We start from the raw sequence: 21358 nt of genomic DNA on the forward strand, positions 1-21358 counted from the left end.
ATGTGGCTCACTAGCAGAAGGGGACGGACAGTGGCGTTCGAGGACTCTCTTGCCGACATGGTCGACAAGGTCAAGCAGTATGAGGATCAACTGGCGACCGAGGAGGCCACCAAGACGGCGATCATCATGCCGTTCATCGGCCGGGTCTTGGGGTATGACGCCTTCAATCCGACGGAGGTCGTACCGGAGTACATCGCCGACCTCGGGTTGAAGAAGGGTGAGAAGATCGATTTCGCGGTGCTTCGCGATGGGGCCGTGCAGATGCTGATCGAAGCCAAGAAGATCGGCGAGCCGCTGAGTCTTGATCATGCTGGCCAGTTGATTCGGTACTTCCACACCTCCAACGCGCGCATTGGAGTGCTGACCAATGGCCGCTCGTGGAACTTCTACACCGATCTGGACCGTCCCAACCGGATGGATGAGAAGCCATTCCTACAGCTCGATCTCGCTAACGTCGATCCCTACGTTCTTCCCGAGCTCACAAAATTGACGAAAGATGCCTTCGATTTGGACTCGGTCCTGCTTGCCGCTGAAGAACTCAAGTATGTGAGTGCCCTCAAGAGGGCGCTCGGTGAGCAGTTCACTGAGCCCAGCGATGATTTCGTCAAACTCCTTGCTCTTCGCGTGTACGAGGGTTCCTACACGCAGCGGGTCCGCGAATTGTTCACGGGGCTGGTGAAGAAGTCTCTCGACCAGTTCATCAGCGACAAGGTGAATGAGAGGCTCAAGTCCGCGCTTGGCGGTTCGGCGCCCAGGGTGGGGGCTGCTCCCGTCGCTCAGGAATCCGAGGGGGCGGCGGAGGAGGTCCAGGAGGTCAATGATGGCGTGGAAACCACCCTTGATGAACTGGAGGGATTCCATATCATCAGGGCCATTTGCGCCAGCGAGGTCCCCCTTTCCCGGATCTCCATGCGGGATTCCAAATCGTATCTCGCGATTCTGCTGGATGATAACAATCGCAAGCCCATCTGCAGGCTTCACTTCAATCGCAAGCAGCGCTATCTCGGATTGTTCGACGAGGCCAAGGTTGAGACGCGTGAGCCGATCTCAAGTCTCGAGGAACTGTATGCGTCCGCCGATGTCTTGAGGGCTACGATCCACCGCTATTTGTAGGTCGTCGCAGCAGGGCGGGGATGACGTGCTCGACGAGCATGGGCGATAGCGCGGGCGCGGAGGCCGCGTCCGGGGTCAGGGGAAGCCAGCGCAGTTCCTCGATCTCCGCGGACGCGACGGGCTCGCCGGGCAGCGGGGCGAGGAACACGTCGGAGGTGATGGTGAGGCCGGGTTCGTTGGCGGCCCCCGCCGACCAGTGGCCCAGCAGCGTCAGGTCGGATTCGGCGAGGCTCAAGGAGAGTTCTTCGGCGACCTCGCGGACGCTCGCCTGCGGGTGCGTCTCGCCCGGTTCGACCTTGCCTCCCGGCAGCATGAACGCCGTGGTTCCCCGCTTGCGGACCAGCAGTAGGTCCCCCTGGTCATTGCGGAACGTCACCGACACCACGAAGAGACTCACGCGCACGACCCTAGTCCGGTGACAACCCGGGCATGACGAACGGGGCCGCCCCCGAAAGGGACGACCCCGCTGCGTCGACGAGGTACGCTGCGTCAGCGAGCGTTCACCGCGGCCTCGATGCGGCCGCCGACGGTCGGATCGATGGACGTCCAGTACCAGATCGCCCGGGCAAGAACCTCGCCCGTGACGCCCGTCAGGGCGCCGGTGACGGTCTCGACGAGGCGGTCGCGGGCGGCGTCATCGAAGACCTCGCGCACGAGCGTTCCGGCCTGGCCGAAGTCGTCGTCCTCGGCACGCAGCGTGTAGGCCGCGCGCACCATGTCGCCGTCGGACTCCCACGTCTCCGCGGGGGTGCCCTGCCAGTCGGAGTAAGGCCGCCCGAAGGAGTTCGGGGCGTACACCGGGGCGCCACCGGAGTGGTAGAACGCCATCTGGCCATCGAACACGTACTGGTTGGCGCCCTCTTGGCCGCCGGGGACCGCGATGGGCTGATTCACCGGAAGCTGGTGGAAGTTCGCGCCGATGCGGTAGCGGTGGGCGTCGGCGTAGGCGAACACGCGACCCAGCAGCATCTTGTCGGGGGAGAACCCGATGCCCGGAACGATGTTGGACGGCGCGAACGCCGCCTGCTCGATCTGAGCGAAGAAGTTGTCGGGGTTCTGGTTCAACTCCAGTTCGCCGACCTCGATCAGCGGGTAGTCCTTCTTCGACCAGGTCTTGGTCAGGTCGAACGGATTGAACCGGTAGGTCTTGGCGTCCTCGTACGGCATGACCTGGATCGACATCGTCCACTTCGGGAACTCGCCGCGCCCGATGGCCTCGAACAGGTCGCGGCGGTGGAAGTCCGCGTCCTGCCCGGCGATGGTCGCCGCCTCCTCGTTGGTGAGGAACTCCATGCCCTGCTGGGTGTGGAAGTGGTACTTCACCCAGAACCGCTCGCCCGCGGCATTGACCCACATGTAGGTGTGCGAGCCGTAGCCGTTCATGTTGCGCCACGTCTTCGGCAGGCCGCGATCACCCATCAGGTAGGTGACCTGGTGCGCCGACTCGGGCGACAGCGTCCAGAAGTCCCACTGCATCGTGTTGTCGCGCAGGCCGCTGGACGGGAGGCGCTTCTGCGAGCGGATGAAGTGGGGGAACTTGATGGGGTCGCGCAGGAAGAACACCGGAGTGTTGTTGCCGACCAGGTCGTAGTTGCCCTCGGTGGTGTAGAAGCGCAGCGAGAAGCCGCGCACGTCGCGCCACGTGTCGGGGGAGCCCAGCTCGCCGGCGACGGTGGAGAACCGCAGCAGCGTCTTGGTCTCGGTGCCGGGCTGGAAGACGGCCGCCTTGGTGAAGGAGGACACGTCGTGGGTCACGGTGAAGCGACCGAACGCGCCGGCGCCCTTGGCGTGGGGACGCCGCTCGACGACGTTCTCGCGGTTGAAGTGGGCCAGCGTCTCGACCAGGTGCACATCGTGCAGGACGAGGGGGCCGTTGGCGCCGACGGAGAGGGAGTGGGCGTCGCTGTCGGCGACGGCACCTCCGGAGGTCTGTGAGGGGTTCGGGGTCACGACATTGTCCTTTCTGTGGTGGGTCCTGCGAAGGACCGCGGATGACTCCTTGCTAACAGGCGAACAGCGTCGATGTGTCAGATATTCCCGATTCGTGTCCGCCTCGCGCGAACCGACGGCAGAGGTCTGGCGCCTCAGACCCCGGTGAGGAAATGCTCCTCCCCCTAGGATGAGCGAGTGCATGGACTGTTCATCGTGTTCGAGGGCGGCGACGGGGCGGGTAAGTCCACCCAGTCGGCGCTGCTGGGACGCTGGCTGGAGGAGCAAGGACGCGACGTCGTCCTGACGCGCGAGCCTGGCGAGGGGCCGGTGGGGGAGAAGATCCGGGCGATCCTGCTCGACCCGGCGACCGGTGATCTGTCTCCGCGGGCCGAAGCGCTGCTGTACTCGGCCGACCGCGCCCACCACGTCGACACCACCGTCAAGCCGGCGCTGGCGCGGGGCGCCGTCGTGATCTCCGACCGCTACATCGACTCCACGCTCGCCTATCAGGGGGCGGGGCGCACCCTCGACCTGGCCGAGCTGGAACCCATCGCGTGGTGGGCGGCAGACCACCTCGTCCCCGACCTGACGGTGCTGCTTGACCTGGAACCCTCCGAAGGGCTGGCCACCATCGGCGAGCGCGACCGGCTGGAGGCCGCCGACGACGACTTCCACGCCCGCACGCGCGATTACTTCCTGCGGCTGGCGGAACGGGATCCGGGGCGCTACCTCGTCCTGAAGGCCCGCGAGAGCATCACCGCGATCCAGGAGAAGGTCCGCGGACGCCTTGCCGAGTTGGAGGCAGCCGACCCCGAGGTGCTGCGCGTCGATCGCAGGAGTGCGCTGCGCACCCTGTTCGGTGCCGAAACGTCCGACGTCGAGGGCACACTGGCGCCATGAGCGAGTCCCCGCCCGCCGGTTCCGGCGTCTGGGCCGACCTCGTCGGCCAGGAGCGCGCCGTCGAGGTGCTGCGGCGTGCCGTGATGGGGGAGAAGAACTCCATGACGCACGCGTGGCTGCTGACGGGTCCGCCTGGGTCGGGGCGCTCGAACGCGGCGCGGGCCTTCGCCGCAGCTCTGCAGTGCGAGCGCGGCGGCTGCGGCGCGTGCAACCCCTGCCGCACGTCCCTGTCGGGGGCGCACCCCGACGTGACGTTGCTGCGCACCGAGCAACTCTCCATCGGCGTCGACGAGGTCCGCGACCTGGTGCGACGCGCGGCGATGAGCCCCACGCTGGGCCGCCACCAGGTCATCGTGGTCGAGGACGCAGACCGGGTCACCGAACGCGGCGCCGACGCGCTGCTCAAGGCTGTCGAGGAGCCTGCCCCCCGCACCGTGTGGGTGCTGTGTGCGCCCACCCCGCAGGACGTGGTGATCACCATCCGTTCCCGTGCCCGCAACGTGTCGCTGACCACGCCGAGCGAGGCGGCGATCACCGCCCTGCTCATCGAGCGAGACGGCGTCCCTTCCGAGATGGCCGCTCACGCCGCCCGTGTTGCGCAGGGCCACATCGGCCGTGCCAAGGCGATCGCCCGCAGCGAGGACGCGCGCCGGCGTCGGGCCGAAATCCTGCGCATCCCTACCCAGCTGATCACGCTGGGGGCTTGCCTGCAGGCGGCGACGAACGTGGTGGAGGCGGCCACGGCGGAGGCCGCCGAGGCAACCGCCGACCTCGACGTGGCTGAACGCACCGCCCTCTCCGAGGCGCTCGGCGTCGGGACGAAGGGGGCGAAGCCGCGGCACTCACAGGCGGCGTTGCGCGACCTGGAGGATCAGCAGAAGGCGCGCGCCAAGCGCATCCAGCGCGACTCCCTGGATCGGGTGCTCAGCGAGCTCACCAGCTACTACCGCGACGTGTTCGCGCTCCAGACCGGGGCGACGGCTCGGCTGGTGAACGCCGACATGCAGCCAGACCTGGCGCAGTTGGCGCGCCGCACCAATCCCGAACGCACGGTGACCAGCCTGGACGCGATCCTGGCGGCCCGGGAGGCGCTGGAGACGAATGTGGCGCCGCAACTGGCCATGGAAGCGCTGATGATCGGGTTGCACGCCTGAGCGTGTGGCCGTGTCGCTGCGGGGGAACCCCGCTGAGCTTTGCAACGATGGTGGGGAGTGTTTCCTCCGAAGGCAAAGGACTTCCCCATGGCCGAGAATCGCAGCGATGAGCAGGGCGCGCCCGGCGACGATTGGTCACCGGCCGCTGCCACCACCCCGAGCGTGTCGCCCTCGAGCCCGACGCCCGCCAGCCCCGCCCCCGCCACCGAGACCCCTCAGGATCTGCTGACCACCGACCCTGCGGTCAGCGCCGAACATGACCGGCTCGTCGCCGAGCGGGCGGCTCGCCGGCAGCAGCGGCTGCAGGCGCTGGCGCCCAAGCCGGAGCCCGAACCCCTCGCCGTCGCCACCGCCGCGCCCGTGGTGGGCGGCACCATCCGGCCTCCGGCCCCGGCACCCGAGCCGGTCACGGTGGTGCAGCGCAGCAACGACAAGTGGGCCGGGTCGCTGGGCTTGTTCCTGCTCCGGTGGGTGACCGCCGCGATCATGGGCGTCCACGGTACCAACAAGCTCCTCAACCTGCCCGCCGCCACCGAGGTGCTGCAGAGCACCGTGCTGCCCGCGCCGGGGACCCTCGCCATCGTCGTCGGCGCCGCCGAGATCGGCATCGCGATCGCGCTGGTGTTCGGCCTGCTGACGCGCGTGGCCGGTCTGGGAGTCGTCCTGATCGCTGCGGGCGCACTGGCCTTCGTCCAGTGGGGGCCGTGGTCCCCGTTCGTGCCCGGTTCGGCCGGATTCAACGGCGAGCTCGAACTGCTGCTCGTCGCCGTCGGCGTGGTGCTCCTGCTGCTGGGCGGCGGGGGCTGGTCGGTGGATCGCGGCTTCCGCGGTCGCCGGACCGCCGAGTAGCCGCCGGGTCGACGCGAGCGTCGATGGGGTCCCGCCGGGGTCGGCGTCCGACCGGGCGCCGGAGGTTGCCCCTGCTGGGGGTGGTGCTCGCCGCGGGTCTCCCGCTCGGCGGGTGTGCCCCCCTTGCCCCCACCGTCACCACTCCCGCAGCGAGCGCCTCCGCGGCGACCTGGCTCGACTGTGACTACGGCCGGTGCGCCACCGTCGCCGTGCCTCTCGACCCCGCCTACCCGAGTGGCCGCACCGTCGACCTTGCCGTGGCGATGCGCCCGGCGACGCAGCCGCGCAAGGGCGCGATCTTCGTGCACCCCGGCGGGCCGGGCGTGTCCGGACGCGCGCGCCTGGCGACGATCGACCGCACCGGCCTGGAGGCCTACGACCTGATCTCCTGGGATCCGCGCGGCGTCGGCGGTTCCGCCCCGCTCACGTGCCTCACCGGCGTTGCGGCCGATGCGTTCGTCGCCCTCGATGCCGCGGCGCCGGGGGTGCGCGCGGACGCCGTGACCACCGCCGATGCCGTCTGGTCGACGCTGCGGGACGCCTCGCAGCAGTTCAGTGCGGCCTGCCGAGACGACGACGCGGCGCTCGTCGACCACCTGAGCGCCGCCGACCAGGCGCGCGACCTGGAGACGTTGCGCGCACGGCTCACCGGCGCACCGCTGCGGTTCCTGGGGGTCTCCGAAGGCGCCCGCATCGGCGTGGCCTACGCCCGCCTGTACGGCGCGAACGTGGCGGCGATGGTGCTGGACGCCCCCGTGGCCGCCACCCGCCCCGACGCATCCCAGGCCGCAGGCTTCGACGCCGCGCTGGCCCGGTGGGGCTGGACCGCCCGGGTCCAGGCCGTGCTGGACGACACCTGGCGGACGTCCCTGGCTGTCGGCGAGCGGACGCTGACCCGTCCGCTCGCCGCGGCTGGGATCGCCGCACTGCTGTATCCGGGTGAGGGCGGACGCGAGGCGCTGGGAGAGGCGCTGACCGCGGCCGAGTCCGGCGACGGTGCGCCGCTGCTGGCCGCCGCGGATGCGTGGAACGGCCGGTCTTCCGCAGGGGACTACGACGGCCTGCTGGGGGCCTTCCGGGCGACCCGGTGCGCCGACAGTCCGATACGCACCGAGGAAGCGGCCTTGGCCGCCTGGCGTCAGGAGGCGGCAGCCGCCCCGCTGATGGGGGAGGCGCTGGGCCCGGATCTGGTGTGCGTGGGGTTTCCCGAGCCGACGACCGCCGTGTCGGGGGAGGCGTCCGAGGTGGGCGTCCCCGTCGTGGTGCTCGCCAGTACGGGGGATCCCGCCACCCCTTATGCCGGTGCGCGGGACCTGGCCGCCGATCTGCCCACGGGGGTGCTGGTCACCCGGGACGGCGACGGGCACGGGGCGTTCCGCAGGGGCGCCGCGTGCGTGGATGCCGCCGCGATCGGGGCGCTGACCGCCGTCGATGCCGGGTTCGCAGTGGAGCCGCAGCGTTGCTAGAGTATGGCCTCGGTCCTGGAGGTTCAGGGCGCGCCACCTTAGCTCAGTTGGTAGAGCGACGCTCTCGTAAAGCGTAGGTCAGCGGTTCGAATCCGCTAGGTGGCTCTCATGATGTATGGGTGCAAAGAGGCGCGACGTGTCCCGATTTGCGTTTCGCCGTAGGCTGGCCGTTAGCCATGAACACCCTTCCTGATTGGCCCGCCGGGCTGTCCGAAGACGCGTTGGTGCGCCATTTCGGCGTGCCGACGCTGGCGCGCGGGCGCGCTTACCAGAGCGAAGGCCGCGTCGGACGCCTGCAGGTCTCCGGCGATCTCGTGATGGCCCGTGTCCGCGGCGCAGGGGGGCAGGTCTACCAGGCGTCCGTTGTTCGGCGAGGCGGGACGGGCCCGCTTGTCGCCACCTGTACCTGCCCACTACGCCACGACTGCAAGCACACGGCTGCCGTGCTGGAACAGGCGCGCGGCCAGGGCACCGGTGGCTGGCAGTCCGCGCTGCGCCCGCTGCTGGCCACCGCGCGGCCGGTCACCTCCGGTGTCGACACGGCTGCTCACCCCGGTGGCACCGGTGGCGACGAGGTCGCGCTGCAGGTGAACGAGTCCGGTTTCGGGTTGACGCTGCGGCCCCTCAAGCAGGGCAAGCGGCACGCCTGGGTGAAGGCGGACGCCTCCTGGGACGACGTCCGTGAGCGCCCGAGCAGTTTCGCGTCCGGGCAACGGGAGGTGCTGCTGGGGCTGATCCAGGCTCGCGCTCGCTCCGGCTACGCCTACGGGTACCGGGCCGACGGGCTGCCGCTGGACGAACTACCCGCCGACCTGTGGGAACTGCTGGCGCTCGCCCAGGAACGCGGCATCCCCCTGCTGGCGGGAACCGACGCCCGACGGCAGGCGCTGCCCCCGATCAGGATGCCGGGGGCCTTCGAGCCGACCGTGCTGGTGCGGCATTCCGCCGACGGCTTGGAGGTGACGCCCACCGTGGTGGGGCCCGACGGGGTCGCCCTGGCGCCGCCCCGGTCCGCCTTCCTCGGCCACCCCGCGCACGGGCTGGCGCTCCGGCTGGATGATCGCCTGCTGCTCGGACCGCTCACCACGCAACTCGGCGACGCCGAGCATGACCTGTTCGTCCGGTCCGGGCCCATCGCCGTGCCGCAGGCCGAGGCGGGACTGTTCACCAACGCCTACCTGCCCGAGCTGCGGCGCCGCTTCAGTGTGAGCGTCGCCGACGACCTCGACGTCCCCGAACCCTCGCCCCCGACGCTGATCTGCCGGGTCGACGTCGGGCGCCGTCACGCCACCGTCGGCTGGGGGTGGCGTTACCGGGTCGGGGAGCGCAGCTACGATCTCGGGCTGGCGAAAGCCGTCACCGACCCGCCGGTCCGCGACGAGGGCGCCGAGGCGCGCTTGATCGCCTCCGTGCCGCAGGGGCCGTGGTCGTTCGAGACCGCCGACGGGCGCGCCGACCTGCGGCCCGCCTTCCTGACCGGACGAGCCCTGTTCGGCTTCGTCACCGACGTGCTGCCTCGCCTGGCGGCCCTCGACGGCGTCGAGGTGGCTCGCACCGGCGAGGTCCCCCGCTACCGGGAGGCCGAGCAGGCTCCCCGCATCGAGCTCGCCGTCACCGACGAGGCGTCCGGGGACTGGTTCAACCTCGACGTCACCGTGACGATCGACGGGGAGACGGTCCCGTTCACCGAGCTCTTCACGGCCCTGGCCGTGGGGGACGACCACCTCCTGCTCGACTCGGGCACCTGGTTCGCCCTCGATCATCCCGAACTGGATCAGTTGCGGGTCCTCATCGAAGAGGCCCGCCAGCTCGTCGATCGCGATGGCGACACCCTGCGCCTCCGCCCCGAGCAGGCCGGCCTGTGGGAGGAGCTGGTCTCCCTCGGTGTCGTCGCCGAGCAGTCGGCCGCCTGGAACGAGGCCGTCACCGCGCTGCTGGACGCCGACGCGCTGCCCGAGTTCCCGACCCCGGCGCGGCTGCGCGCGAACCTGCGCCCCTACCAGGAGGTCGGCTACCGCTGGCTGCGGTTCCTCTACGCTTCCCGCCTGGGCGGCGTCCTGGCCGACGAGATGGGTCTGGGCAAGACCGTGCAGGCCCTTGGCCTGGCCCAGGCCCTGCACGAGCAGGGCGAGCTGACGGCGCCGATGCTGGTGGTGGTGCCCACGTCGGTGCTGGGCACGTGGGAGCACGAGGCGGCGACGTTCGCGCCGGACCTGCGGGTGGTGGCGGTCACCGAGACGGAGAAGCGGCGCGGCGCCTCGGTCGCGGAGCGGGCCGCGGGCGCCGACGTCGTGCTCACCTCCTACACCCTGCTGCGCCTGGAGGCCGAGCAGTACGCCGAGCTGACCTGGTCGGTCGTCCTGCTGGACGAGGCCCAGTTCGTGAAGAACCGCGGCGCTCAGGCCCACAAGGCGGTACGCAAGCTGCGGGCGCGCAGCAAGATCGCCCTGACGGGCACCCCGCTGGAGAACAACCTGATGGACCTGTGGTCACTGCTGTCGATCACGGCCCCCGGGCTGTTCCCCGACCCGAAGGCGTTCACCGCGGTGTTCCGCAAACCCATCGAGGGCGGGGACCTCGACGCGCTGGCACGGCTCCATCGCCGGATCAAGCCGCTGATCCTGCGTCGAACGAAGGCGGCGGTCGCCGCGGAGTTGCCCGAGAAGCAGGAGCAACTCGTCTCCGTCGAGCTGGCACCGGCGCACCGGCGGCTCTACGACCGCTACCTGGCTCGCGAACGCCAGAAGGTGCTGGGCCTGGTCGACGACCTGGCTCGCAACCGGATCACGATCCTGCGTTCGCTGACGCTGCTGCGCCAGCTCTGCTTGGCGCCTCGCCTGATCGATGAGGAGTTGCCGGCGAGCTCGGCGAAGATCGACACCCTGATCGAGTCGCTCACCGAGGTGATCGCGGGCCGCCACCGGGCCCTGGTGTTCAGTCAGTTCACCGGCTTCCTGGGCCTGGTGCGCAAGCGCCTGGCCGAGGAGGGGATCGAGTACGAATATCTGGACGGCCGCACCCGCGACCGGGCCGCGCGCATCGCGTCCTTCCGGGAGGGCGACGCGCCGGTGTTCCTGATCAGCCTCAAGGCGGGCGGTTTTGGGCTGACGCTGACAGAAGCCGACTACGTGTTCATCCTGGACCCCTGGTGGAATCCCGCGGCGGAGAACCAGGCCATCGACCGGACGCACCGCATCGGCCAGGACAAGCCGGTGAACGTGTACCGGCTGGTCGCCGCCGACACCATCGAGGAGAAGGTCATCGCCTTGCAAGAGCGCAAGCGACACCTGTTCGACCAGGTGGTGGGCGCCGCCTCGGACGCCCCTGCCCCGCTGTCAGGGGACGACATCCGCGGCCTGCTCGGCGTGGGCCCCGACGCCTGATCGGCGGTCGCTCCGGCGGCTGCCTACAGTGGTGGCCATGGCGACCCCCGACTTCATCCTCGATCTACGCTCGCGCATCGGCACGCGCATGCTGTGGCTCTCCGGCGTCACCGTCGGCGTCCACCGGCCCGGGCCGGGCGGCACCGAATGGCTGCTGGTCCGCAACGCGGAGACGGGGCGCTGGTCGCCGGTCACCGGCATCATCGACCCCGGCGAGCATCCGTACCAGGCGGCCGTGCGGGAAGTCGCCGAGGAGGCGGCGGTCGACGCCGAGATCGAACGCCTCGTCTGGCAGGACATCACGGACGTGGTCACCTACTCCAACGGCGATCAGACCCAGTACATGAACAACACGTTCCGGACCCGCTGGGTCGCGGGGGACCCTCGCCCGGCCGACGGGGAGAACGTGGAGGCGGCGTTCTTCGCCGAATCCGACCTTCCCCCGATGAGCGCTCAGCACTCTGCGGCGATGCGCGTGCTGCTCGCCGACGCCCCGGAATGCGGGCTCGGCGCGATCCCGGCCGCCTGAAGCCGGCCCACCGCACTCGTCCGGGGTGAAGGAGTCGGCGTCGGGGCCACGCTCGCTGTCATCGGGGAGGGCGAGCGCGGCGGGGACGCGGTCAATGCCCTTCTCAGGACGCATTTCGGGCTGAGCTGAGCCCATCCCCGGGCGATCGCTGGGGCCCGTTGTGACCACCCAGTGAGCGGCTGAGTCTCATGTAACAGCCGGATAAAAACGTGGAATCAGTCGTGTTCCGGGTGTTCCCAAAGGCCCGCAAGTCCTCCTACTGTTTCGCCATCCCGGTGCGGGGGCTCGTTCCCGCTCGGTCTCATTTCAGGAGGACTTGTGAATCGACGTCTCGCCGCGGCCGGGCTGTCTGGGCTGCTCATCGCATCACTCGCCTTGACAGGCTGTGGTCAGCGCAATGCCGAACCGACGGCGTCCGGCAGCGGGGGCAGCGGCAAGAAGGTCGCCAAGATCGGGCTGATCGCGCCGCTGTCCGGGGGGTTGTCCGCGATGGGTGCGGGCATGCGCAACTCGGTCGATCTGGCCGTGAAGCAGGCCAACGACAGCAACGCCATCCCAGGCTGGGAGTTGCAGTTCGTGGCCGAGGACGATCAGGCCAGCCCGGACGCGGGCAAGAACGCGGCCACGAAGCTCACCGGCGACAAGGAGATCGTCGGTGTGGTCGGTCCGTTGAACTCGTCGGTCGGCCAGGCGATCCAGCCGATCTTCCAGTCCGCGGGCATCGCGTTGGTCTCCCCGGCCAACACGAGCCCGTCGCTGACCAAGGGCGCCGACCTCGCCAACCCGGTCCGGGCCTACAGCACCTACTTCCGCACCTGCACCACCGATGATGTGCAGGGCCCGTTCGCGGCGAAGTACCTCCTCGACCAGGGCATCAAGCAGGTCGCGACGATCAACGACAAGAAGGCGTACGGGCAGGGCCTGGCCACCGCCTTCGCGAAGGCGTTCGTCGAGGGTGGCGGCACCGTCGTCACCGAGGAGACCATCAACCCCGACGACAAGGACTTCTCGGCGGTCATCTCCAAGGTGAAGTCGGTCAACCCGGCGGCGGTCTACTACGGCGGCGAGTACCCGCAGGCGGGGCCGCTGTCGCAGCAGATGAAGGCGGCCGGTCTCAACGTTCCCCTGATGGGCGGCGACGGCATCTTCGACCCGGCCTTCATCGAGCTGGCCGGTTCCACCGCCAACGGTGACCTGGCCACGTCGGTCGGCGCCCCCGCCGAGTCGCTCGATTCGGCCAAGGCATTCGTCGAGGCCTACGCGGCCGCCGGCTACAAGGAGGGCTACAGCGCCTACGGCACGTACTCCTACGACGCGGCCAACGCCATCATCGAGGCGCTGAAGGTCAGCCTCCCGTCGGCCTCCGACGCTTCTGCGGCGCGGGCCGGCACGGTCGAAGCCCTCAACAGCGTCAAGTTCCTCCGGCGAGGTCGCGTTCAACGAGTTCGGTGACAACACCTCCCGCATCCTGACGGTCTACAAGGTGGAAGGCGGCGAGTGGAAGGCGGCTAAGACCGAGGACTTCCAGTAGGCACATTGAACAGGTGAGGGGCTGGCCGCGGGTCAGCCCCTCACCCGTGAACGGGGACAATCCATGGATCTGCTCATCCAGCAACTCATCAACGGCCTCAGCCTGGGGGCCCTCTACGCGCTGATCGCCGTCGGCTACACGGTGGTGTACGGCATCGTTCAGCTCATCAACTTCGCCCACGGTGAGGTCTTCATGATGGGGGCGTTCGGCGCCTACACCACGTGGATGCTCATGGGCTCGCCCACCAGCCTGTCGATCGGTATGGCGCTCGGCGTCGTGCTGCCGGCGATGATCCTGGGCGGCGTCCTGGTCTCGGTCGGCACCGCGCTGCTGATGGAACGGTTCGCCTACCGGCCGCTGCGCAACGCGCCCCGGCTGGCCCCGCTCATCTCGGCGATCGGCCTGTCGATCGGCTTGCAGGAGGCGGTTCGCCTCTTCTACGGCCAGATTCCGGGCTTCCCCGACAGCCGGCGGGCGATCCCGTTCCCCGTGATCGAGGGGCTGACCGGACGCTCGCTGCAGTTCGGCGGCGTCACCATCCAGTACTCCGCGATCTTCACCCTCGGCGCGCTCGCCGTCTGCACGGCGGTGCTGTGGTGGTTCGTCAACAAGACCCGGATGGGACGCGCCATGCAGGCCACCAGCCAGGACGCGGACACCGCGCGGCTGATGGGCATCAACGTCGACAAGGCGATCGCGACGGCCTTCGCCGTCGGCGCCGCCCTGGCCGCCGTGGCGGGCGTCGCCCACGGGTTGCGCTACAACAACATCGACTTCCAGATGGGATTCATGGCTGGCATGAAGGCGTTCACCGCCGCTGTTCTGGGCGGCATCGGGAACATCAACGGCGCCGTCGTCGGCGGGCTCGTGCTGGGCATCGTGGAGGCCCTGGCCACCACGTACATTCCCGGCCAGTTCGGCAGTTCGGCCTGGAAGGACGTGTGGGCCTTCGCCATCTTGATCCTGGTGCTCGTGTTCCGGCCCCAGGGCCTCCTCGGCGCGAAGGTGGTGGATCGCGCATGAGCGCCCTCAACGACTTCCTGTCGCGTTGGTCGGGACCGGCCCGCTGGGTCGGTGTCGTCGGCGCCGTCCTCGTGATGGTCGCGGCCTTCCTGCCGTGGGCCTATCTGCCCGCCGCTCTCGACGACGTCACCTACTACGGCGAACCGTCGGTGCTGCAGTGGCTCGGCTTCGCGCTGGGTCTCGTGACGGCCGCCTGCCTGCTGGTCTCCCCGCTGCTGGCGGCGAAGGCCAGCCCCCGGGCTCGCCGCATCCTGAACCTCAACCGGGGTGCCGCCGCGGCGGCCACCGCGTCGCTGGTCTACCAGGGCGTCGCCGCCGTGGCCGCGGCGCTCGAACTGCGCGGGCTCGTCGCGCTCGAGCCGGGAGCCTGGCTGGGGGTGGCCGGAGCTGCGGTCGCCGCGCTCGCCACCCGCGGGCTGCATCTCGGCTCAGATCCCCGGCTGCGCTATCTGAAGACTCCCGCGTGGGCTCAGATCCTCGGGATCGTCGTGGTGCTGGCCCTCGTGCTGGTCGCCGCCGCCTACGGGCTGGGGCTGGAGGATCCGGGCGCGTTCGTCGCGTTCGGGACCTTCTGCGGCCTGGCCGCCTGGGTGATGGTCCGGCTCGGCATCATGGGCTGGATCAGCGCGGCGGCCACCGCCAACCGGTCCTCCCTGGTGCTGGCGTCCTTCGTGGTGGCCTTCGTGTTCCCGTTCACCCAGAACGGTTCGGACGCCAACATGTCGATCGCCGCCGGGGTACTGATCTTCGCGGCCACGGCGATGGGCCTCAACATCGTCGTCGGGTTGGCGGGTCTGCTCGACCTGGGCTACATCGCCTTCCTCGGCGCCGGCGCCTTCACTGCCGCGACGCTGAGCCAGTCGGCGTTCGCCACCATCGGCTGGAGCCCGCCGTTCCCCGTCGTCATGCTGATCGCCGGCTGCGTGTCCGCGATCCTGGGCCTGATCATCGGCTCGCCGACGCTGCGGGTCTCGGGCGACTACCTGGCCATCGTGACGCTGGCCTTCGGCGAGATCTTCCGGATCACCATGAACAACCTCGACGGCAGCGACGGCCCCAACATCACCCGCGGCTCGAACGGCATCCCGGCGATCCCGAACCTCAACCTGTTCGGGTTCGACTTCGGTGAGTCGCACACGATCCTCGGCGTCGACATCGGCCGGTTCGCCAACTACTACTGGCTGCTGCTGCTGGTGATGGCGCTGATCATCTTGGTGTTCGTCAATCTCAACAAGTCCCGCATCGGACGCGGCTGGGTGGCGATCCGCGAGGACGAACGGGCCGCCGAAGCCATGGGCGTCAACGTCTTCGGGCTGAAGCTGCTCGCCTTCGCGGGAGGCGCGTTCCTGGCCGGTGTCGCCGGTTCGGTGAAGGCCCACGTGGACGTCTCGGTCACCCCCGACCAGTACATCTTCATGGAGTCGGCGTTCCTGGTGGCGGGCATCGTGCTCGGCGGCATGGGCACCGTCGGCGGCGTCCTGGTGGGCGCGGCGATCTTGAAGCTGCTCCCCGAGAAGCTCCGGTTCTTCGAGGACTACCGCCTGCTGCTGTTCGGCCTGCTGCTCATCATCATGATGCGCTTCCGTCCCGAGGGGCTGTTGCCCGACCAGCGCCGCCAGTTGGAATTCCACGCCGACGACGAGGAACTCGCCGAAGAAGCCGACGCCGACGGGCCACCCGGCCTGGCCACGGCTGGCGCACCACCCTCGGTCGCGAAGGAGGCACGAGCATGACCACGCAGGTGGAGATCGTGGACGAGGTGGTGGGCACCGAACCGCTGCTCTCGGCGCGTCAGGTGACGATGCAGTTCGGTGGTCTGACGGCCGTCAACAAGGTGGATCTCGACATCCACCCGGGCGAGATCGTCGGCCTGATCGGCCCCAACGGGGCGGGGAAGACGACCTTCTTCAACTGCCTCACCGGCATGTACCAGCCCACCTCCGGGCAAGTGCTGTTCGCCGGGGAGGTGCTGCCCCCCAAGCCGCGCAAGGTGGCGGTGGCGGGGGTGGCGCGGACCTTCCAGAACATCCGGCTGTTCCACAACATGACGGCGCTGGAGAACGTGATGGTGGGCCGCTACGCCCGGACCAAGACCAACGCCCTGGACGCGATCCTGCGCCTTCCCCGGCATCGGCGGGAGGAGGCCGAGACCCGCGAGGTCGCGCAGCAGTGGCTCGACTTCGTGGGGCTGGGGGAGTCCACCGATCTGCTGAGCCGCAACATGCCCTACGGCGACCAGCGGCGGCTGGAGATCGCCCGGGCGCTCGCTCTGGAGCCCAAGCTGCTGCTGCTGGATGAACCGACGGCGGGCATGAACCCGCAGGAGACCCGCGAGGCAGAGGAACTGATCACCCGGATCCGCGGGCTGGGCATGGCGGTGCTGGTGATCGAGCACGACATGCGGTTCATCTTCAGCCTGTGCGACCGGGTGGCGTGCCTGGTGCGGGGCGAGGTCCTGATCGACGACGTGCCAGCGGTCGTCCAGAACGACCCTCGGGTCATCGAGGCGTACATCGGCTCGCCGGTCGACATGCCCGGAGAAGAGGAAGAGCCGCCGCGCCCGGACAAGAGCACGCTGGCGCCGTCGAAGCCGGTGCTGGAGTTCCCACCGAACGCGATCAACCCCATCGTGGGGCGTCGCACCAAGCCAGGAGGGCGCAAGGATGCTTGAGGTGAAGGATCTCGCGGTCGCCTACGGCCGCGTGCAAGCAGTGAAGGGGATCAGCTTCAGCGTCGAGCAAGGCACGATCGTCTCCCTGCTGGGAACCAACGGCGCCGGGAAGACGACGACGCTGCGCACCATCTCGGGGCTGTTGCGTCCCACGGCGGGGGAGATCCTGTTCGAGGGCAAGCGGATCGACACGGTCCCCGCGCATCAGATCGTCACCTTGGGCATCGCGCAGTCCCCGGAGGGGCGGCGGCTGTTCCCGCGGATGAGCGTGGAGGACAACCTGCTGCTGGGCGCCTACACCCGCAAGGACACGGCGGGCATCCGCGAGGACCTGGACCGGGCGTACGCGCTGTTCCCCGTCCTGGGTGAGCGACGCGGCCAGGCGGCGGGCCTGTTCTCGGGTGGCGAGCAGCAGATGCTGGCCATTGCGCGGGCCATGATGAGCCGCCCCCGGCTGCTGATGCTGGATGAGCCGTCCATGGGCCTGTCGCCGATCATGACGACCACGATCATGAACACGATCGCGGAGTTGAAGGCGACCGGCACGACCATCTTGCTGGTGGAGCAGAACGCCCAGGCGGCCCTCGCGCTGTCCGATCAGGGGTATGTGCTGGAGGTCGGGTCGATCACCTTGGCCGACACCGGGGCAGCCCTGCTGGAGGACGACCGCGTCCGGCGCACCTATCTGGGCATCGACTGACGACCGACGTAAGGGTCCAGGCCTCCCGGCTTTCCCCGCCCTGCGCATGGGTGGGGGAGGCCGGGAGGCGTCATGAGGGGGGCCGAGCCCCGGCGTGGCGAGGATCAGCGAGGGCCGAGGGATCTTGGCCATCGGGGCGGTGCGCGACGCGCACCACCCCCATGACGATGGCCGGAACGACAGCGACCAGGAGAATCTCCTCACCGGTGGTGGGGGCCGGGCCGACGTGGTCGGCGACCAATAAGGCGAGACCGCTCGCGACCGCCGCCACCACGCCGCTCACCGCGACCCGGCTCCTCACCGCGCTCGTGCCCCCGGCACGCCACGGCATGAGCGCAACGATCGTCGTGTAGCAGAGCCAGGTGCTGAGGAGCGCGAGGGTCTCGATGCGCAGGGGGCGGTTGTCGGCGATCTGGGCCGCGGCCCCGACACCCGTCAGCACGAGCAATACGACGCCAACCGCAGAGGCTAGGCGTGGCGCAACCGTGGGGCTGGGCTTGAGGAGTGGGGACATCGGCATGCCCGCATTCTGCTCCGGAGGGCCGGCGGCGTCATCGCCCGAAAGTACGAGTGCGCGATTCCCCGAGGCGGCCGGGCGGCCGTCGCTCTACGGCCTCCCTGCACTGAGTGCAGCAGGGGCTGGTGACGCGGTGACCGGAGCGTCGCGGAGGTGATTCAACGCTCGGTGGCGGACGCGATCGCCGAGCGCAGGCCCGGGGCGTCGACCCAGCGACCGAAGACGGGGCCGTCGCCCTGCAGATGGACGCCCACGGCCGCGGGCAGTTCGACGGGATCGAAGCCCAGGTCGTTCAGCAGGCCCGCGACGATGTCGTTCGCGCCCGGGTCGTCGGAGGCGACGGCGACCCCGCGCCGCTCAGCGTGCCCGACCGGGCGCGCGTCGGTCTCCATGTCGTGGTAGCCGAGGTGGTTCAGCGACTTCACCAGCCGCATCCGCGGGTTCAGGGCGGCGACCCAGTCGCTGCTGGATCCGCCCTCGGTCAGGCCGTCCAGGTTCCCGTCCACCGGGTACCAATGGTTCATGGCGTCGACGACGACCTTGTCCGAGAGGGCGTCGAGGTCGAGCTCACGCACCTTCGACAGCGGCACCGCCAACACGATGACGTCGGAGTCGGCGACCACGGCCGCCTCGGGCAACAGCCTCGCGCCCGGCAGCATCGTCTCGACGATGAGATCCTGGAGGGGTTGGCGTCCCGACGCCGCGATGCGGACCTCCCAGCCGGCGGCCAGAGCCAGCCGTCCCAGCGTCGTGCCGACCTTGCCCGCCCCGATGATCCCCAGCCGTTTCGTCATAGCGAGTTCACCGTACCCGGCGCGGATGGGCGTCTTGGGGGTCGTCCGGCTGTCGTGATGGGGGTCAGGTCGGGGGCCACCCGGGGGAGCGAGCTTCCGCTTGTCAGTAGCGTGTGGGGTGAGTCCGTCACCGACAGGAGATCCGATGATTCGCCGATGGAGCGCTCTGGCCGCGCTGCTCGCCATGGTCGCGCTGGTTCTGGGCGCGCCACCCGCGCGGGCCGACAACGACTGGAAGATCACCCGGTACGACACCACCGTCACCGTGGACGCCTCCGGGACATCGCAGGTGCGGGTCGACTTCGACTTCGACTTCGGCCGGGATCCCGGGCACGGACCGATCATCGGCCTCGTGCAGCGCCAGGTGGACGCCGACCCGAACCGTTGGCGACTCCTCGACATCCAGGTCGGCGACATCAGCAGCCCCAGCGGTGCCCCGACGAACGTGCAGACCAAGAGCGACGGCGACGTGCTGATCCTGCAGATCGGTGACGAGAACCGCGAAGTCGAGGGCGTCCAGCGCTACGTCGTGAACTACTCCATTCGCGGGCTGATCGCGACCAACCACGCCACCAGCGGGCTGGACGAGTTCAACTTCAGCGCCATCGGGACGGCGTGGGAGGTGCCGATCTCCGGCGTGACCGCGTCGGTCACCGGGCCGGTCGCCACCTCGCAGGTCGCCTGCTTCTATGGCCGCTCCTACTCCGAGACCTGCACGGCCACCGCCGACGGTGACACCGTGAGCTTCGCCGCCCCCGACCTGTCACCGGGGGAGGGCCTGCAGATCGTGGCCGGCTTCCCGGCGGGCACCTTCGTGGGCGCCGAGCCCGAGTACGCCCGCCGCTACACCCCTGCGAACACGTTCACGGCGAACCCGGCGACGCTGGGCACCGCCGGCGTCGTCACCGTCGCGGGGCTCATCTTCGTCATCGGGTCGTGGCTGCGGCGTCGCCGCAACGAGGTGTACGTGGGCCTCACCCCCGGCCTGACGCCGCCGCCCGGCTCCTCGGCCCCCACCAAACTGACCGGCGAGGCGCTCCCGGTCGCAGTGGCGTTCACCCCGCCGAAGGGCGTCACCCCGGGCGAGGTCGGCGTCCTCCAGGACGGCCGGGCCAACAGCACCGACGTCACCGCCACGATTCTCGATCTGGCCGCACGCGGGCACATGCAGATCATCCAAGACGGTAAGGACGAATGGCGCTTCGAGCGGCGGAACGCCTCCGACGCCGGGCTCAACGGTGCGGAACGGTTCGTGATGTCCACGCTGTTCCAGAGCGGCTCCAGCGTCAGCACCGACGACCTGAAGAAGGCCAAGTACTCCGAGCTGCTCACCAAGGGACGCCACGAACTCGACCGGGTCGTCACCGACCGCGGCTGGTTCCGCGGGAACCTCACCGCGATGCGCATCCGGCAGGGACTGATCGGCGTCGCGCTGCTGCTGGGCGGGGCCGTCTTGACGGTGGCCTTGGCCTTCACCCTCGGCTGGGGACTGCCGGGCCTGGCCGTCGTGCTTGTCGGGCTGCTGGCCCTCGTGTTCCTGTTCGGCGGCCGCGGCCGGTCCGCGGACGGCTCGGCCGTGCTGGTGCAGGCCGAGGGCTTCAAGCAGTACCTGACCACCGCCGAGGCGGACCAGATCCGGTTCGAGGAGGGCATCGACGTGTTCTCCCGCTACCTGCCCTACGCGGTCGTGTTCGGGGTGGCGGAGCGCTGGGCGAAGCTGTTCGAGCAGTTGGCGGCCCAGGGCCGCTACACCCCGACCGACTGGTACATCGGGTACGGCACCTTCAACGGCCTCCACTTCGCCTCCGCGATGAACTCGCTGAACGCTTCCCTCAGCTCGTCGATGATGAGCTCGGTGGCGGCCAGCGCGTCCACCAGCGGCAGCTCGGGTGGCTCCGGCTTCAGCGGCGGGGGCGGCTTCGGCGGCGGTGGGGGCGGCGGCTGGTGAGGCCCGTTCTCTTCGGCCGGGTCACCTGGCACAGTGGGCGGCATGTGCCGCAACATCCGCCCGCTGTTCAACTTCTCACCGCCCGCCTACCCGGACGAGATCCACGACGCCGCGCTGCAGTACGTCCGTAAGGTCGCCGGGATGACGAGGCCCTCGCTGGCCAACCAGGCGGCCTTTGACGAGGCCGTCGCAGAGATCGAGGCTGCCACGGCCCGCCTGATCGCGTCGCTGACGACAAGCGCCGCCCCCAAGGACCGCGAGGAGGAACGCGCCAAGGCGAAGGCCCGCAGCGCCGCCCGCTTCGGAACCCCCGAGGCGGCGTCTGCCTGACGTGAGCAACGTCAACCCGTCGGGGGGAATCCCTGTCCCGGTGCCGGACCTGTCGGGCCCCGCCCGCCTGGTCGCCCCCGCGTTGATCGGATGCGTGCTGCGCGTCGGCGAGGTGGCGGTGCGCATCGTGGAGGTCGAGGCCTACGAGGGCCCCGACGACCCGGCCTCCCACGCGTGGCGGGGCCGCACCGCGCGTAACGCCACCATGTTCGGGCCCGCAGGCCACCTGTACGTGTATCAGATGCACGGGCACGCCTGCTGCAACGTCGTCTGCGGCCCGGCCGGGACACCCCACGGCATCCTGATACGCGGCGGCGACGTAGTGGCAGGGCTGGAGGAAGCCCGCAGCAGACGCCCGGGCGTCGTGGACGCCCACCTGGCACGCGGACCAGGAAACCTGACACGAGCGCTGGGGATCACCCGAGCCGACGACGGCGCATCACTTCTCGCCGCGGGACGCGTCCGGCTGCAGCCCGGAAGCGACGTGGTCGAGGTGCAGGCCGGCCCGCGCGTCAACG

19 protein-coding genes and 1 tRNA gene are annotated in these 21358 nt (G+C 69.7%); 16 read left to right on the forward strand and 4 right to left on the reverse strand.

What is annotated here, in order from left to right:
• Positions 1 to 30 precede the first annotated feature (30 nt).
• Complete coding sequence (locus V7E09_RS04130; RefSeq protein ID WP_324510622.1) at positions 31 to 1113, forward strand: type I restriction endonuclease; 1083 nt, start codon at positions 31 to 33, stop codon at positions 1111 to 1113.
• Here the strand turns inward: V7E09_RS04130 and V7E09_RS04135 are convergent.
• Both V7E09_RS04135 and V7E09_RS04140 read right to left on the reverse strand, forming a co-directional pair.
• Complete coding sequence (locus tag V7E09_RS04135) at positions 1091 to 1510, reverse strand: NUDIX hydrolase (protein ID WP_324510621.1); 420 nt, start codon at positions 1508 to 1510, stop codon at positions 1091 to 1093. The two genes, V7E09_RS04130 and V7E09_RS04135, sit on opposite strands and share 23 nt — an antisense overlap.
• 92 nt (positions 1511 to 1602) lie before the next feature.
• The gene (locus V7E09_RS04140; protein WP_324510620.1) at positions 1603 to 3063 is read right to left on the reverse strand and encodes a catalase; all 1461 of its coding nucleotides are present in this window, start codon (positions 3061 to 3063) and stop codon (positions 1603 to 1605) included.
• A gap of 177 nt (positions 3064 to 3240) precedes the next feature.
• Between V7E09_RS04140 and tmk the strand changes: the two genes are divergently transcribed.
• From tmk to V7E09_RS04200, 12 genes are all read left to right on the forward strand, one after another.
• On the forward strand, positions 3241 to 3945 hold the full coding sequence (tmk, locus tag V7E09_RS04145; protein WP_324510619.1) for a dTMP kinase: 705 nt from the start codon (positions 3241 to 3243) through the stop codon (positions 3943 to 3945).
• Positions 3942 to 5099 carry a DNA polymerase III subunit delta' gene (locus V7E09_RS04150; protein ID WP_324510618.1) on the forward strand — a complete coding sequence of 386 codons (1158 nt, stop codon included), beginning with the start codon at positions 3942 to 3944 and terminating at the stop codon, positions 5097 to 5099. The genes tmk and V7E09_RS04150 overlap by 4 nt, the downstream gene beginning before the upstream one ends.
• A gap of 87 nt (positions 5100 to 5186) precedes the next feature.
• The gene (locus V7E09_RS04155) at positions 5187 to 5948 is read left to right on the forward strand and encodes a DoxX family protein (protein ID WP_324510617.1); all 762 of its coding nucleotides are present in this window, start codon (positions 5187 to 5189) and stop codon (positions 5946 to 5948) included.
• 65 nt (positions 5949 to 6013) lie between these two features.
• A complete protein-coding gene (locus V7E09_RS04160; protein WP_324523044.1) occupies positions 6014 to 7414 on the forward strand; it encodes an alpha/beta fold hydrolase in 1401 nt (466 codons plus the stop codon).
• Between the two features lie 32 nt (positions 7415 to 7446).
• A tRNA-Thr gene (locus tag V7E09_RS04165) sits at positions 7447 to 7519 on the forward strand.
• A gap of 71 nt (positions 7520 to 7590) precedes the next feature.
• On the forward strand, positions 7591 to 10797 hold the full coding sequence (locus tag V7E09_RS04170) for a DEAD/DEAH box helicase (protein ID WP_324523045.1): 3207 nt from the start codon (positions 7591 to 7593) through the stop codon (positions 10795 to 10797).
• Positions 10798 to 10834: 37 nt separating this feature from the next.
• Positions 10835 to 11326 (forward strand): NUDIX hydrolase, encoded by a 492-nt coding sequence (locus tag V7E09_RS04175; protein ID WP_324523047.1) that lies wholly within the window; start codon positions 10835 to 10837, stop codon positions 11324 to 11326.
• Positions 11327 to 11644: 318 nt separating this feature from the next.
• The gene (locus tag V7E09_RS04180) at positions 11645 to 12778 is read left to right on the forward strand and encodes a branched-chain amino acid ABC transporter substrate-binding protein (RefSeq protein ID WP_324510613.1); all 1134 of its coding nucleotides are present in this window, start codon (positions 11645 to 11647) and stop codon (positions 12776 to 12778) included.
• Between the two features lie 142 nt (positions 12779 to 12920).
• Complete coding sequence (locus tag V7E09_RS04185) at positions 12921 to 13880, forward strand: branched-chain amino acid ABC transporter permease (RefSeq protein ID WP_324523048.1); 960 nt, start codon at positions 12921 to 12923, stop codon at positions 13878 to 13880.
• Positions 13877 to 15613 carry a branched-chain amino acid ABC transporter permease gene (locus V7E09_RS04190; protein WP_324510610.1) on the forward strand — a complete coding sequence of 579 codons (1737 nt, stop codon included), beginning with the start codon at positions 13877 to 13879 and terminating at the stop codon, positions 15611 to 15613. The genes V7E09_RS04185 and V7E09_RS04190 overlap by 4 nt, the downstream gene beginning before the upstream one ends.
• A complete protein-coding gene (locus V7E09_RS04195) occupies positions 15610 to 16551 on the forward strand; it encodes an ABC transporter ATP-binding protein (protein ID WP_324510609.1) in 942 nt (313 codons plus the stop codon). The genes V7E09_RS04190 and V7E09_RS04195 overlap by 4 nt, the downstream gene beginning before the upstream one ends.
• Positions 16544 to 17251 carry an ABC transporter ATP-binding protein gene (locus V7E09_RS04200; RefSeq protein ID WP_324510608.1) on the forward strand — a complete coding sequence of 236 codons (708 nt, stop codon included), beginning with the start codon at positions 16544 to 16546 and terminating at the stop codon, positions 17249 to 17251. Before V7E09_RS04195 ends, V7E09_RS04200 begins: the two co-directional genes overlap by 8 nt.
• A 70-nt stretch (positions 17252 to 17321) precedes the next feature.
• Here the strand turns inward: V7E09_RS04200 and V7E09_RS04205 are convergent, their stop codons facing one another.
• Together V7E09_RS04205 and V7E09_RS04210 are read right to left on the reverse strand one after the other, a co-directional pair.
• On the reverse strand, positions 17322 to 17771 hold the full coding sequence (locus V7E09_RS04205; RefSeq protein WP_324510607.1) for a hypothetical protein: 450 nt from the start codon (positions 17769 to 17771) through the stop codon (positions 17322 to 17324).
• Between the two features lie 155 nt (positions 17772 to 17926).
• Positions 17927 to 18562, reverse strand: a complete 636-nt coding sequence (locus V7E09_RS04210) for an NADPH-dependent F420 reductase (RefSeq protein WP_324510606.1) — start codon at positions 18560 to 18562, stop codon at positions 17927 to 17929.
• 145 nt (positions 18563 to 18707) lie between these two features.
• Between V7E09_RS04210 and V7E09_RS04215 the strand changes: the two genes are divergently transcribed.
• From V7E09_RS04215 to V7E09_RS04225, 3 genes are all read left to right on the forward strand, one after another.
• Positions 18708 to 20510 (forward strand): DUF2207 domain-containing protein, encoded by a 1803-nt coding sequence (locus V7E09_RS04215; protein WP_324523050.1) that lies wholly within the window; start codon positions 18708 to 18710, stop codon positions 20508 to 20510.
• A gap of 42 nt (positions 20511 to 20552) precedes the next feature.
• Positions 20553 to 20840, forward strand: a complete 288-nt coding sequence (locus tag V7E09_RS04220) for a DUF2277 domain-containing protein (RefSeq protein WP_324510604.1) — start codon at positions 20553 to 20555, stop codon at positions 20838 to 20840.
• A 1-nt stretch (position 20841) separates the two neighbouring features.
• On the forward strand, positions 20842 to 21358 hold a 517-nt coding region (locus V7E09_RS04225; protein ID WP_324523051.1), incomplete at its 3' end, for a DNA-3-methyladenine glycosylase.

It is taken from the genome of Propioniciclava sp., assembly GCF_036744435.1.
GTDB lineage: Bacteria > Actinomycetota > Actinomycetes > Propionibacteriales > Propionibacteriaceae > Propioniciclava.